The organism is Streptomyces sp. NPDC026092 (assembly GCF_040638605.1).
Lineage (GTDB): Bacteria > Actinomycetota > Actinomycetes > Streptomycetales > Streptomycetaceae > Streptomyces.
The window spans coordinates 60056-73594 of sequence record NZ_JBEZYN010000010.1; the positions used below are offsets into that span (position 1 = coordinate 60056).

The following is a 13539-nucleotide window of genomic DNA, read 5'->3' on the forward strand; positions in this document are numbered from 1 at the left end:
ACGATGGCCGTCACCGCACCTTCCTCCGCCACCCTTCCGTCGGCTGTCGCGTCCCGGTCGGGCGCGGCCGCGGTGACGGCCCTCCTGCTCCTCCTCGTCGGGGGCCTCGCCCTCGTCGACATCACCCAGGGCACCGCCGCCGTCGGCGCCTCCGAGGTGTGGAAGGCGTTCACGGGCCAGGCCGATCCGGCCGACGCGTCCGTCGTCATCGCCTCCCGCCTGCCGAGGATGGCCGCCGGACTGCTCGTCGGCGCCGTCCTCGGCATGGCGGGCGCCGCCCTCCAGGCCGTCAGCCGCAACGTGCTCGCCTCGCCCGACACGCTCAGCGTGAACGCGGGCTCCTACCTGGCCCTCGGCCTCGTCTCCGCGAGCGGGCTCTCGCTCCCGCTGCTCGCCTCCTCGGGCATCGCCTTCGTCGGCGGCCTGGCGGCGGCTGCCGTCGTCCTCGGGCTCTCCGGCCTCGGCGCCGGCACCGTCCGGCTCGTGCTCGCCGGCAGCGCCCTCACCCTCGGCCTCACCGCCGTCACCGAGGGCCTGCTGCTGCTCTTCCCGCAGGAGACGGAAGGCCTGTTCACCTGGAACCAGGGCAGCATCTCCCAGAACGGCTTCGACGGCGTCCTGCAGATGGCGCCGATCGGGCTCCTCGGCCTCGTCGGACTTTTGCTCGTCTCGCGCAAGGTCGACGCTCTCGCCCTCGGCGACGACGCGGCCCGCGGCCTCGGCGTCCCGGTCCGCGCCACTCGCGTCACCGCCGTCGTGCTCGCCGCCCTGCTCTCGGCCGCGGCGGTCACGCTCGCCGGCCCGATCGGCTTCGTCGGCCTGTGCGCCCCCGCCCTCGTCCGGCCCCTCGTACACCGGTTCCGCGCCTTCTCCCGCGCGCGTGCCGCGCTTCCGATCGCCGGTCTCGCCGGCGCCGCCCTCGTGCTCGGCTCGGACGTACTGCTGCGCGCCGTCATCCCGGCGGACACGGCGGTCGCCGTGCCGACGGGCGTGGTCACCAGCCTCGTCGGCGCCGTCTTCCTGATCGTCATGGCGACCCGGGTCCGGGACACCGCCGGAGCGGCCGCGGTCGAGCGGCTGCGCATCCGCAGCCGCGCCGTCTTCCTGACCACCACGGGCGTCCTCGTCGCGGCCCTCGTCGGCGTGACGATCGCCGCCGTCCTGCTCGGCGACAGCAAGCTGCTCCTCGGCGACGTCGTCAACTGGGCGCAGGGCAACGCCGGCAGGACCGTCTCCTTCGTCCTCGACACGCGCGTGCCCCGGGTCCTCGCGGCGCTCCTCGCGGGCGCCGCCCTCGCCCTGGCCGGCACGCTCGTCCAGGCAGTGACCCGCAACCCGCTCGCCGAACCCGCGACACTCGGCGTCTCCGGCGGCGCCGCGCTCGGCGCCGTCCTCCTCGTCACGTCGGTGCCGCTGGCCGCGTCGTGGAGCGTGGCGGGTGCCGCGTTCGCGGGCGCCGCCGTCAGCTCCGTCATCGTCTTCGGCCTCGCCGCGCGGGGCGGGTTCCAGCAGAACCGGCTGGTGCTCGTCGGCTTCGGCGTCGCCACCGGCTCGGCCGCGCTGATCAGCCTGCTCATCGTGCTCACCGACCCGTTCAACGCCACCAAGGCCCTCACCTGGCTGTCCGGTTCGACGTACGGGCGGACCATGCCGGACATCGTGCCGCTCGCGGTCGTGCTCGCCGTCGGCGTGGTGGCCGCGTTCGCGCGGCGCACGGAGCTCGACCTCGTCTCCCTCGACGAGGACACCCCCCGGCTCCTGGGTCTCAGCCTCGGCCGGGGCCGTCTGGGCTTCCTCGCGCTGAGCGTCGTGCTCAGCGCCACGGCCGTCGCCGCCGCGGGCACGATCGGCTTCGTGGGCCTGGTCGCCCCGCACGCGGCCCGCGCCCTCGTGGGCCGGCAGCACGCGCGCGTGGTCCCGGTCGCGGTCCTCCTCGGAGCCGTACTCGTCTGCACGGCCGACCTGTTGGGCCGTACGGTCATCGCGCCCGGCCAGCTCGGCGCCGGCCTGATGACGGCGGTCATCGGCACGCCGTACTTCCTCTACCTGCTGGTCCGCAGCCGCCGATAGGGACAACCGTACGAGAGCCCCGCCCCGGGACCACCCAGGGCGGGGCTCTCGCGTACGAAAGGCCGGATCAGCCCCCGACGTACGCCGCGAGGTGCTCGCCGGTGAGGGTCGAGCGGCCGGCGACGAGCTTGGCCGGCGTGCCCTCGAAGACGACCTTGCCGCCGTCGTGGCCCGCGCCGGGACCGAGGTCGATGATCCAGTCGGCGTGCGCCATCACGGCCTGGTGGTGCTCGATGACGATCACCGACTTGCCCGAGTCGACCAGCCGGTCGAGCAGCCCGAGCAACTGCTCCACGTCCGCGAGATGGAGCCCGGTGGTCGGCTCGTCGAGGATGTACACACCGCCCTTGTCGCCCATGTGGGTGGCGAGCTTGAGCCGCTGGCGCTCGCCGCCCGACAGGGTGGTGAGCGGCTGGCCGAGGGTGAGGTAGCCGAGCCCGACGTCGGAGAGCCGTTCGAGGATCTTGTGCGCGGCGGGCGTCTTCGCCTCGCCCTCGCCGAAGAACTCCTCCGCCTCCGTCACCGACATCGCGAGCACCTCGCTGATGTCCCGCCCGCCGAGCCGGTATTCGAGCACCTCCGCCTGGAACCGCTTGCCCTCGCAGTCCTCGCAGGGAGTGGCGACGCCCGCCATCATCGCCAGGTCCGTGTAGATGACCCCGGCGCCGTTGCAGGTGGGGCAGGCGCCCTCGGAGTTGGCGCTGAAGAGCGCCGGCTTGACGCCGTTCTCCTTGGCGAACGCCTTGCGGATCGGGTCGAGCAGACCGGTGTACGTCGCCGGGTTGCTCCGGCGCGAGCCGCGGATCGGGGTCTGGTCCACCGACACCACGGTCTCGCCGGCCGGGATCGACCCGTGCACGAGGGAACTCTTGCCCGAGCCCGCGACCCCGGTGATGACGACCAGCGCCCCCAGCGGGATGTCGACGTCGACGTTCCGCAGGTTGTTCGCCGTCGCGCCGCGGATCTCCAGCGCGCCGTTGGCCGTGCGCACCGTCTCCTTGAGCGAGGCCCGGTCGTCCAGGTGCCGCCCGGTGATCGTGTCCCCGGCCCGCAACCCCTCGACGGTGCCCTCGAAGCAGACGGTGCCGCCGCCCGTACCGGCGCCGGGGCCGAGGTCGACGACGTGGTCGGCGATCGCGATCGCCTCCGGCTTGTGCTCCACCACGAGCACCGTGTTGCCCTTGTCCCGCAGCCGGAGCAGCAGGTCGTTCATCCGCTGGATGTCATGCGGGTGCAGGCCGATCGTCGGCTCGTCGAAGACGTACGTGACGTCCGTGAGCGAGGAGCCGAGGTGCCGGATCATCTTGACGCGCTGCGCCTCGCCGCCCGACAGCGTGCCCGCCGGCCGGTCCAGGGAGAGGTAGCCGAGCCCGATCTCCACGAAGGAGTCCAGCGTTCGCTGGAGCGCTTCCAGCAGCGGCGCCACCGACGGTTCCTTGAGGCCGCGGACCCACTCGGCCAGGTCCCGGATCTCCATCGTGCAGGCGTCGGCGATGGAGATCCGCTTGATCTTCGAGGACCGGGCCCCTTCGCTGAGCCGCGTCCCGTCGCACTCGGGACAGGTGGTGAAGGTGACCGCCCGCTCCACGAACGCCCGGATGTGGGGCTGCATCGACTCCTTGTCCTTGGACAGGAACGACTTCTGGATCTTCGGGATCAGCCCCTCGTAGGTGAGGTTGATGCCGTTGACCTTGATCTTGGTCGGCTCCCCGTAGAGGAAGGCCTGGAGCTCCTTCTTGGTGTACTTGCGGATCGGCTTGTCCGGGTCGACGAAGCCGGACTGCGCGTAGAGCTGCACGGTCCACTGGCTGTCCGACTTCCAGCCGGGGATCGTGAACGCGCCCTCGGACAGCGACTTGGAGTCGTCGTAGAGCTGCGTGAGGTCGATGTCGGTGACCGAGCCCCGGCCCTCGCAGCGCGTGCACATGCCGCCCGTGCGCTGGAAGGTCGCCTTCACCGTCTTCGTCTTCGCGGCGCCGCGCTCGACGGTGATCCCGCCGCTCGCCCGGACCGACGCCGTGTTGAAGGAGTACGCGCTGGGCGGTCCGATGTGCGGCTTCCCGAGCCGGCTGAACAGGATGCGCAGCATCGCGTTGGCGTCGGTGGCGGTGCCGACCGTGGAGCGCGGGTCGGCGCCCATCCGCTGCTGGTCGACGGTGATCACCGTCGTCAGGCCCTCCAGGACGTCGACCTCGGGGCGGGCGAGGGTCGGCATGAAGCCCTGGACGAAGGTGCTGTACGTCTCGTTGATCAGCCGCTGCGACTCCGCCGCGATCGTGTTGAACACCAGCGAGCTCTTGCCCGAACCGGAGACTCCGGTGAACACCGTCAGCCGGCGCTTCGGGATCTGGATGCTGACGTCCTTGAGGTTGTTCTCGCGCGCTCCGTGTACGCGGATCACGTCGTGGCTGTCGGCACCGTGCGGCGCGGGCGGCTGCGCGCCCTTCCTCGTGGCCATGCTGATCGTGTCTCTCTGTCCGTGGGCCGGGGCCGCGGGCACGCGGCCGCCGTCGTTCCGTCTCTGCTTCCGGTTCTACGTCACTTCCCGGTTCTACGTCTCCGGGACGGCCCGAGGCAACGCTCCACCGGCGCGTCGCGCGGGCTCACTGGTCCTGGACGAGACCCAGCACATTGCCGTCGGAGTCCGTGAACGTGGCCACGAGACGGCCGCCGCCGACATCCTTGGCGGAGTCCCGCACGGTCCCGCCGGCGGTCGTGACCTCGGCGAGCTTCGCCTCGATGTCCGTCACGTGCCAGTAGGCCACGGGCGAGGTCATGCCCTGCGGGCCGCCGCCAGGGACGAGCCCGATGTGCTGGCCCTCGACGTCGAAGCCGACGTAGTACTCGCTCTCGGTCTGCGGCCGGATGCCGAGCAGCGCGGCGTACACCTCGGTGGCCTTGGCCAGATCGGTGACGGGGTGCAGCACGGTCTTGATGCCCTGGGTGGGGGTGCCGGTCATGATCGCTCCTGAAGTCGTGGGTCCCCGGGACCCGGTCCGTTTCGTGCGGACATCGGCCCTCCGACCCGCACGCCAGCCACGCTACGTGCGGCCCGGGGACGGCGCTTCTCGATTCCTGACCGGTTCGTCGGCGTCCTGGTCGACATCGCTCGGATCGAGTCCGAGGGCGGAGAGGAAGGCCGTCGCCGCCGGGGTGCGCCCCGCCGCGTTCCACACGGCGTACTCGACACGCGTCGGCGCGTCCGTCACCTCGATCGTGGTGACACCGGTGAGCTGGTGCACGTACAGAGAGGGGAGCAGGGCGATCGCCAGGCCCTGGCCGACCAGGCGGGCCATGAAGAGGTCCGCCGTCGTCACCTCGAAGGCCACGTCACGGGTGAGCCCGGCGGCCGCGAAGGCCAGGTCGGACTGGACGCGTCCGGCTGTCCCGGCGGGCAGGTCCACGAAGACCTCCGAGGAGAGCCGGCGCAGGTCCACCGCCGCTTCGCCCGCGAGGGGGTGGTCCGGGGCGACCACGGCGACCAGCCGGTCGTGGGCGAGCACGTGCGCGGCCACTCCGCGCGGCGGGTCCGCCGCCGTGGGCAGGCCCAGGAACGCCACGTCCAGGGCGCCCTCGCGGACCTGCTCGGCGAGCTCCTCGCTCGCACCCACCCTCAGGCCGATCCGCACCCGCGGGTACCGCCCGCGGAACGTGCGCAGCGCCCCGGGGACGTCGACCGCCGCGACGGTGGGGATCAGCCCCACGGCGAGCCGTCCGCGTACCTCACCCACGGCCGCGGCGACCTCGGCCGACGCCCGCTCGGCGGCCTCCAGGCACTGCCGGGCGGCCGGCAGGAACGCCGCTCCTGCCGGGGTCAGCCGCACTCTGCGGCTCGTCCGCTCGAAGAGCCGTGCGCCCAGCTCCCGTTCGAGGCGGGCGATCTGATGGCTGAGGGCGGACTGGACGACCAGGCACCGCTCGGCGGCCCGGGTGAAGCTGTTCGTCTCGGCGACGGCGACGACGTACCGCATCTGCTGGAGGTCCATCGATCCATCGTGAATCACGATGGATAGCGTGACAAGCATGTGTTGGACTCATCGATCGCCGTCGCCGCAGACTGCGAGCATGACCAGTCCGGCAGTCCTGTCCCGCACCCTTCTGACGGCGCTCGCGCCCGTCTCCTGGGGCACCTTCTACGTCGTCACCACCGAACTCCTCCCGCCCGCGCACCCCCTCTTCGCGGGGCTCCTGCGGGCGTTGCCCGCCGGGCTCATCGCCCTCGCGATCGGCCGGACCCTGCCGCGCGGCGCGTGGTGGGGCAAGGCCGCCGTGCTCGGCGTCCTGAACATCGGGCTGCTCTTCCCGCTCCTGACCGTCGCCGCCGAACGCCTCCCCGGAGGCGTGGCCGCCACCCTCGCGGCGGCCCAGCCGCTCGCCGTCGCCGTCCTGGCCGTGGCGGTCCTCCGTGAGCGGTTCTCGGTACGGCGCCTGGTCTGGGGCCTTGTCGGCGTGGTCGGCGTGGGCCTGGTCGTGATCGGGCCGAGCGCCGCGTTCGACCTCGTCGGGATCCTCGCGGGCCTCGGCAGCGCGGTGACGATGGCGCTCGGGGTGACGCTCACCAAGCGCTGGGGACGTCCCGCCGGAGTGGGTCCCACCGCGTTCGCCGGCTGGCAACTCACGGCGGGCGGACTGTTCCTGCTGCCGCTCACCCTCCTCGTCGAGGGCGCGCCGCCCGCCATCGACGGGCGCGCCGCCGTCGGCTACCTCTGGCTCGGCCTGGTGGGCGGCCTGCTCGCCTTCGTCCTCTGGTTCCGCGGGGTCGGCGCGCTCCCCGTCACCTCCGTCGCGGTGCTCGTCCTGCTCTCGCCGCTGGTCGCCGCCGTCCTCGGCGCCGCTCTGCTCGGCCAGACCCTGGGCCCGGTCCAACTCCTCGGGTTCGGGCTCTGCCTCACGGCGATCGTCGCGGCACAACTGCCCGCCCCCGCGGCCCGCAGAGCGGCCGCCTGAACTGCGTAAACGTCGCGCCTCCCGGCCGGGGGGATTCACCCGCTTGCCGGTCATCGAGTTGCGGCTAATGTCGTATTAAGGCCACATGTGCACCCCCTCGTCTCCCGCGCCCACGCGGAGAGGGGAAGGGGGCGTACGGAAGGAGCCCCCCATGACCCGCACATTGCGTGGCGCGATCGCCCTGGCCGGAGCCGCGGCCCTGTCCCTGGGCGCGGTCTCGATGAGCGGCGCGGCCCAGCCGGGCGCGGCCACCGCGGCGCAGGACGAGGTGAAGATCGGTCTGCTGCTCCCCGAGAGCAAGACCACGCGCTACGAGAAGTTCGACCGGCCGTACATCGAGCAGAAGATCAAGGAACTCGCGCCCGACGCGCAGATCGACTACTACAACGCGGCCGAGAGCGCCACCACCCAGCAGCAGCAGGTCAACACCGCGCTCACCAAGGGCAACCAGGTGCTGATCCTGGACGCGGTGGACTCCAAGTCCATCCAGTCCTCCGTGCAGAAGGCCCGTGACGCGGGCGTGAAGGTCGTCGCGTACGACCGCCTCGCGCAGGGCCCCGTCGACGCCTACGTCTCGTACGACAACCGCAAGGTCGGCGAGTTGCAGGGCAAGGCGCTGCTCGACGCGCTCGGTGACAAGGCCGAGACCGGCCAGATCGTGATGCACAACGGCTCGCCCACCGACCCCAACGCGGCCGAGTTCAAGGCCGGTGCGCACTCCGTCCTCGACGGCAAGGTGAAGATCGGCAAGGAGTACGACACCCCCAACTGGGACCCGAACAACGCCAACCAGCAGATGTCGGGTGCCATCAGCGCACTGGGCAAGGACAACATCGTCGGCGTGTACTCGGCCAACGACGGTCTCGCCGCCGGTATCGCCACCGCCCTCAAGGCGGCTGGTATCAACGTGCCGTTGACCGGTCAGGACGCCCAACTCGACGCCATCCAGCGGATCCTGCTCGGCACGCAGACCATCACCATCATGAAGCCGTACAAGCCGGAGGCGGACATCGCCGCGACCATGGCCGTCGATCTCGCCGAGGGCAAGGAACTCCCGAAGGACCTGGTGCCCCTCACGGTCACCAGCGGCAGCGGCGAGAAGGTCCCGGCCAACCTGCTGACCCCGATCGTGGTCGACAAGAACAACATCGGCGACACGGTCGTCAAGGACGGGCTGTACACGGTCGACGAGATCTGCACACCCACCTACGAGGCCGCCTGCAAGGAGGCCGGACTGGAGTAGCCGCGGCGGCTGCGACGTGACGGGGGCCGGGTAGGAGGCGGTTGACCATGCCCGAAACACCTGTGCTCAGTCTGCGGGGGATCTCCAAGCGGTTCGGTGCCGTGCAGGCTCTGTCGGACTTCGACCTGGAGGTCCACGCCGGTGAGGTCGTCGCGCTCGTCGGCGACAACGGCGCCGGCAAGTCGACCGCCGTCAAGGCGATCGCCGGGGTCAACCCGCCGGACGAGGGCGTGATCACCTGGGAGGGCCGCCCGGTCACCGTCCACCGGCCGCACGACGCCCAGAACCTCGGCATCGCCACCGTCTACCAGGACCTGGCGCTCTGCGACAATCTGGACGTCGTCGGCAACCTCTTCCTCGGCCGCGAGATGAAGCGCTGGGGCGTGCTCGACGAGGTCGGCATGGAGCGGCGCTCGCGCCAACTCCTCGACACCCTCTCCATCCGCATCCCCAGCGTCCGCATCCCCGTCGCCTCCCTGTCCGGCGGCCAGCGCCAGACCGTGGCGATCGCCCGTTCCCTGATCGGCGACCCGAAGGTCGTCATCCTGGACGAGCCGACCGCCGCGCTCGGCGTCGAGCAGACCGCCGAGGTCCTCGACCTCGTCGAACGGCTCCGGGAACAGCGCCTGGGCACCATCCTGATCAGCCACAACATGGTGGACGTGATGGCGGTCGCCGACCGCATCGCCGTGCTGCGCCTCGGCCGGAACAACGGCTTCTTCGACAAGCGCACCACGACCACCGAGGAGATCATCTCCGCCATCACCGGGGCCAGCGACAGCGCGGTCACGCGCCGCCAGGCCCGTAGGCGGGAAGAGGAGGAGCGATGAGGCGTGACCGAGGCCGTCACGACCCCTCCGACCCCTACCCCGGACCCGGCGACGGATCCGGCAACGGCTTCGGCCAGGAGCCGGCGCACGACGCCGTACCCGCCGTCGACACCCGGCTGATCGTCCGGGAGGAGGGCTTCAAGGGGTACCTCGGGGAGTTCGGGCGGAAGCTGCGCAGCGGCGAACTGGGCTCGCTGCCCGTCGTCATCGCCGTGATCATCATCTGGACGGTCTTCGGCACGCTGGACAGCGCGTTCCTCTCCGCGCAGAACCTCTCCGACCTCAGCCAGCAGATCGTCGGCACCGGGATGATCGCGATCGGCATCGTCTTCGTCCTGCTGCTCGGCGAGATCGACCTCTCCGTCGGCTCGGTCAGCGGCCTGTGCGCCGCGATCTTCGCCGTCCTCAACGTGCTGAACGGCATGAACGAGTGGCTGGCCCTGCTTGTCGCCGTCGCCGGCGGAGCCGCCGTCGGACTCATCCAGGGCTTCTTCTTCGCCAAGGTCGGCGTGCCCGCGTTCGTCGTCACCCTGGCGGGCAACCTCGCCTGGAACGGCCTCATGCTGCAGGTGCTCGGCACCAGCGGCACGGTCAACATCCCGAGCGAGAGCATCGTCTCGGAGCTGTACTCGACGATCTTCCACAGCCCGGCCGCCGCCTACATCACGGCGGCCGTCGGCGTGGGGCTCTTCCTGGCCGCCTCGCTCCTCGACGCCCGGCGGCGCCAGCGCGCCAGGGTGCCGTTCCGGCCGATCGCCGAGATCGTGATCCGTACGGTCGTCATCGCCGCGATCGCCTTCGTCTCCGCGTACATCCTCAACCAGTACCAGGGGCTGCCGCTGGCGCTCCTGGTCTTCCTGATCCTCCTGGTCATCGTCGACTTCGTGCTGCGCCGCACCTCGTACGGGCGGCAGATCTTCGCCGTCGGCGGCAACATCGAGGGCGCCCGCAGGGCCGGCATCAGCGTGGCGTTCATCCGGATGTCCGTCTTCTCCATCGCCGGCACCATGGCGGCGGTCGGCGGCCTCTTCCTCGCCGGTCAGATCCAGTCCGCGAGCCAGACGTCCGGCGGCGGCAACCTGCTGATGAACGTCATCGCCGCCGCCGTCATCGGCGGCACCAGCCTCTTCGGCGGACGCGGCTCGGTCTGGTCCGCCCTCCTCGGCGCGCTGGTGATCGGCTCGATCCAGTCGGGCATGAACATCATGGGCGTCAGCAACGCCGTCCAGTTCATGATCACCGGAGCGGTCCTGCTGGCCGCCGTGGTCGTCGACTCCCTGTCCCGCCGCAGCCAGAAGGCGGCCGGCCGGGCGTGAACTCCGTACCGCCCGTGCCCGGCGTGCCTACGCCCCGCGCGCGTGCAGGGCGTCCAGGGAGGCCAGTTCGTCCTCCGTGAGGCGCAGCGCGCCCGCCGCGACATTGGCGGCCAGGTGGTCCGGGTCGCCGGTGCCGGGGATGGCGAGCACGTGCGGACCCCGGTGCAGCGTCCACGCGAGCCGGACCTGGGCAGGGCTCGCCCTGTGCGCCCGGGCCACGGCGAGCACCTCGTCGTCGGCGCCACCGCTCGCACCGCTCTCGCCGCCCGTGCCGGCGATGGCGTAGAACGGCACGTACGCGATGCCCTGCTCGCCGCACTCACGGACGAAGGCGTCGTGGTCGGGCCGGATCCCGATCCCGTACCGGTTCTGCACACAGACCACCGGAGCGATCGCGCGGGCCTCCGCCAGCTGGTGCGGATGGACGTTGGAGAGGCCCAGGTGGCGGATGAGCCCCGCCTCGCGCAGCTCGGCCAGCGCCCCGAACCGCTCGGCGACCGAGTCGGTGCCGACGACACGCAGGTTGACGACGTCGAGGTGGTCGCGGCCGAGCTGGCGCAGGTTCTCCTCGACCTGCCCGCGCAGCTGCCCCGCCGTCGCGTGCGGCACCCAACGGCCCGACGGGTCGCGGCCGGGCCCGACCTTGGTGGCGATGACCAGGTCGTCCCCGTAGGGGGCGAGGGCGCGGTTGATCAGCTCGTTGGCGGAGCGCAGGGGAGAGAAGTAGAACGCGGCGGTGTCGATGTGGTTCACGCCCAGCTCGACCGCCCGGCGCAGTACGGCGACGGCCTGGTCCCGGTCGCGGCTCACGGCGTCCTCGACGAGGGCCTCGCCCGTCTGCGGCAGGCGCATCGCGCCGAAACCGATCCGGCGGACCGTGAGGTCTCCGAGCGTCCAGGTGCCCGAGGCGGCGGCGTTGATCGTTTCCGTGGTCATGCCCGGGATGATCTCCCGGCGGGGGCACCGAACGACAGTGCGTCCGGCAGGCTCCCCTCGTGACGGTGCGCGCCCGGGGTGTAGCCGAAGGCGTGGCGGAAGACCTCGATGAAGGCGCTGGGGGAGGACCAGCCGCAGCGGTGGGCGACGGTGGTGACCGGGATGCCGTCCGCGAGGAGCCGTAGCGCGTGGTAGAGCCGGGCCTGGGTGCGCCACTGAGGGAACGTCATGCCGAGGTCCGAGCGGAAGAGCCGGCTGAGGGTCCGTTCGCCCGCCCCGGTCGCCGCGCCCAGCTCGGCGAGCGTCCGGGGGTCGGACGGGTCGGCGCGGAGGATCGCGCAGACGGCGACGAGGCGGGGGTCGGTCGGGGCCGGCAGCCGTAGGGGCTGCTGGGGCGAGCTCCGCAGCTCGTCGCGGAGGACCGCGAGGAGCCGGCCGCGCGCGGGTCCGATGTCCTCGGGCGAGCGGGTGTACGCCAGGATCAGCTCGCGCATCAGGGGACTGACGGCGAGCACGGTGGGCGTGTCCAGGCCGAGCGGGTTGTCGTCGGCGGGCAGCCCGATCAGGTGCAGGTCGAGGCGTCCGTGCGCCCGGTGGGCGTGGACGGTGCCGGCCGGGACCCAGATGGCGCGGGTGCCGGGCGCGAACCACGTACCGGCGTCGGTGGTGACGGCGAGCACGCCCGAGCCCGCGTAGACGATCTGATGCTCGTCGTGCCGGTGGGCGTCGATGCGCTCGCCCGCCGTGAGGAGCTGGGCACGGGTCGGGGCCTGCGGGGTGTGGCGGACGGACCGGTCGGATCGGTCGGGGGCGGGACCTCGGGATTCGGCGGACGGGTTGGGGTCTGGACCTCGGGATTCGGCGGACCGGTCGGGGTCGGGACGTCGTGATCGGCGGAAGTTCGACACAAGTAGGCAGATTATCGAAAGCGCGACAGCCGCCGTCTCGCCAGGATCGAAGGGTGCCGACGAACACGTACACGAAGCCCATCAGCTCACCTCCTCACCGACCCCTCACCCTGCTGTCCTGGGGACACGCCTGCGTGGACGTCTACCAGGGAGCCGTCGCGGCCCTGGTGCCGTACTTCGTCGCCGAGCGCGCCTACGGGTACGCCGCCGCCTCGGCCGTCGTCCTCGCCGCCTCGCTGCTCTCGTCGGTGGTCCAGCCGTTGTTCGGAGCGCTCACCGACCGGCGGCCGCTGCCCTGGCTGCTGCCCGTGAGCGCCCTGCTCGCCGGCGCCGGGGTCGCCCTCAGCGGCGTCGGCGACTCGTACGCATTCACCCTGGCCGCTGTCGCCGTGTCCGGGGTCGGCGTCGCCGCCTATCACCCGGAGGCGGCGCGGGTCGCACGCCGGGCGAGCCGCGGCAGCCACACCGGGATGGGCTGGTTCTCCCTCGGCGGCAACCTCGGCTTCGCGACCGCCCCCGTCCTGGTCGCCGCCGTCGCCGCCGTCGGCGGCCTGGCCGCCACCCCACTGCTCGTCGTCCCGGCCCTCGCGGGCGCCGCCCTGTGCGCGGCCGCGCTGCGGGCGATGGACGCGCCGACCGCCGGGACACCCACCCACGCCGCCGGGACGACCGTCAGCCGGAACGACTGGGCCTCGTTCGCGCGGCTGTCCGGGGCGGTCGTCTGCCGCTCGATCGTCTTCGTCGGGCTGAGCGCCTTCCTCTCCCTGTACGCCCGCCAGCGCACGGGCGGCGGCGAACTCGCCGGTACGGCCGCACTGTTCGTGCTCTACCTCGGCGGCGCCGTCGGCACCGTGGCCGGCGGGAAGCTGGCAGGCCGCCACCCCCGCGTGACCGTCGTCCGGTGGTCCTACGCCCTGAGCGTCCTCGCCGTGGCCGGTGTGGTCCTCGTCCCCGGCCCGCTCCTGTACGTGTTCGTCGCGCTCACCTCGGCCGGCCTGTACGTGCCCTTCTCCCTGCACGTCACCCTCGGGCAGGACTACCTGCCAGGGCGCGTCGGAACGGCGAGCGGGGTGACGCTGGGCCTGACCGTCAGCGTCGGCGGCATCGCGACCCCGGTCGTCGGAGCGCTCGCCGACGCCACCTCCCTGGGAACCGCTCTCGCCCCGCTGATCGCCCTGCCCGCCCTGGGCTGGTGGCTGCTGCGCGGCCTGCGGGAGCCGGCCGCGCCAGCGGGAACGCCGCCGTCCGCGTAGGCTCGTGGGGCAGGGCCAGGGTGATCGCGGCGCGAC

11 protein-coding genes are annotated in these 13539 nt (G+C 72.2%); 6 read left to right on the plus strand and 5 right to left on the minus strand.

The window, feature by feature from the left end; all coding sequences use genetic code 11:
* The first annotated feature begins 3 nt into the window (after positions 1-3).
* Positions 4-2070 carry an iron ABC transporter permease gene (locus AB0F56_RS18320; RefSeq protein ID WP_362010448.1) on the plus strand — a complete coding sequence of 689 codons (2067 nt, stop codon included), beginning with the start codon at positions 4-6 and terminating at the stop codon, positions 2068-2070.
* A gap of 67 nt (positions 2071-2137) precedes the next feature.
* On the opposite strand, the gene AB0F56_RS18325 is transcribed toward AB0F56_RS18320, so the two are convergent.
* The 3 genes from AB0F56_RS18325 to AB0F56_RS18335 all read right to left on the minus strand — a co-directional run bounded on the left by AB0F56_RS18325 (position 2138) and on the right by AB0F56_RS18335 (position 6056).
* A complete protein-coding gene (locus AB0F56_RS18325) occupies positions 2138-4528 on the minus strand; it encodes an excinuclease ABC subunit UvrA (protein WP_362010450.1) in 2391 nt (796 codons plus the stop codon).
* A gap of 145 nt (positions 4529-4673) precedes the next feature.
* The gene (locus AB0F56_RS18330) at positions 4674-5030 is read right to left on the minus strand and encodes a VOC family protein (RefSeq protein ID WP_362010452.1); all 357 of its coding nucleotides are present in this window, start codon (positions 5028-5030) and stop codon (positions 4674-4676) included.
* An 81-nt stretch (positions 5031-5111) separates the two neighbouring features.
* Positions 5112-6056, minus strand: coding sequence for a LysR family transcriptional regulator (locus AB0F56_RS18335; RefSeq protein ID WP_362010455.1), 945 nt, complete (start codon positions 6054-6056; stop codon positions 5112-5114).
* Between the two features lie 79 nt (positions 6057-6135).
* Here AB0F56_RS18335 and AB0F56_RS18340 point away from each other — a divergent pair, with 79 nt between their 5' ends.
* From AB0F56_RS18340 to AB0F56_RS18355, 4 genes are all read left to right on the plus strand, one after another.
* On the plus strand, positions 6136-7017 hold the full coding sequence (locus tag AB0F56_RS18340; protein WP_362010457.1) for an EamA family transporter: 882 nt from the start codon (positions 6136-6138) through the stop codon (positions 7015-7017).
* Between the two features lie 151 nt (positions 7018-7168).
* Entirely contained in the window at positions 7169-8260 is a 1092-nt protein-coding gene (locus AB0F56_RS18345; RefSeq protein ID WP_362010460.1) for a sugar ABC transporter substrate-binding protein, read from the plus strand.
* 47 nt (positions 8261-8307) lie between these two features.
* Positions 8308-9090 (plus strand): ATP-binding cassette domain-containing protein, encoded by a 783-nt coding sequence (locus AB0F56_RS18350; protein ID WP_362010463.1) that lies wholly within the window; start codon positions 8308-8310, stop codon positions 9088-9090.
* Positions 9087-10406, plus strand: a complete 1320-nt coding sequence (locus AB0F56_RS18355) for a sugar ABC transporter permease (RefSeq protein WP_362010466.1) — start codon at positions 9087-9089, stop codon at positions 10404-10406. Before AB0F56_RS18350 ends, AB0F56_RS18355 begins: the two co-directional genes overlap by 4 nt.
* Before the next feature lie 27 nt (positions 10407-10433).
* Here the strand turns inward: AB0F56_RS18355 and AB0F56_RS18360 are convergent, their stop codons facing one another.
* Positions 10434-11342 carry an oxidoreductase gene (locus AB0F56_RS18360; protein WP_362010469.1) on the minus strand — a complete coding sequence of 303 codons (909 nt, stop codon included), beginning with the start codon at positions 11340-11342 and terminating at the stop codon, positions 10434-10436.
* Positions 11339-12250, minus strand: a complete 912-nt coding sequence (locus AB0F56_RS18365; RefSeq protein WP_362010471.1) for a helix-turn-helix transcriptional regulator — start codon at positions 12248-12250, stop codon at positions 11339-11341. The genes AB0F56_RS18360 and AB0F56_RS18365 overlap by 4 nt, the downstream gene beginning before the upstream one ends.
* An 80-nt stretch (positions 12251-12330) precedes the next feature.
* On the opposite strand from AB0F56_RS18365, the gene AB0F56_RS18370 reads away from it, so the two are divergent.
* On the plus strand, positions 12331-13503 hold the full coding sequence (locus AB0F56_RS18370) for an MFS transporter (RefSeq protein ID WP_362010883.1): 1173 nt from the start codon (positions 12331-12333) through the stop codon (positions 13501-13503).
* The last annotated feature ends 36 nt before the right edge of the window (positions 13504-13539 follow it).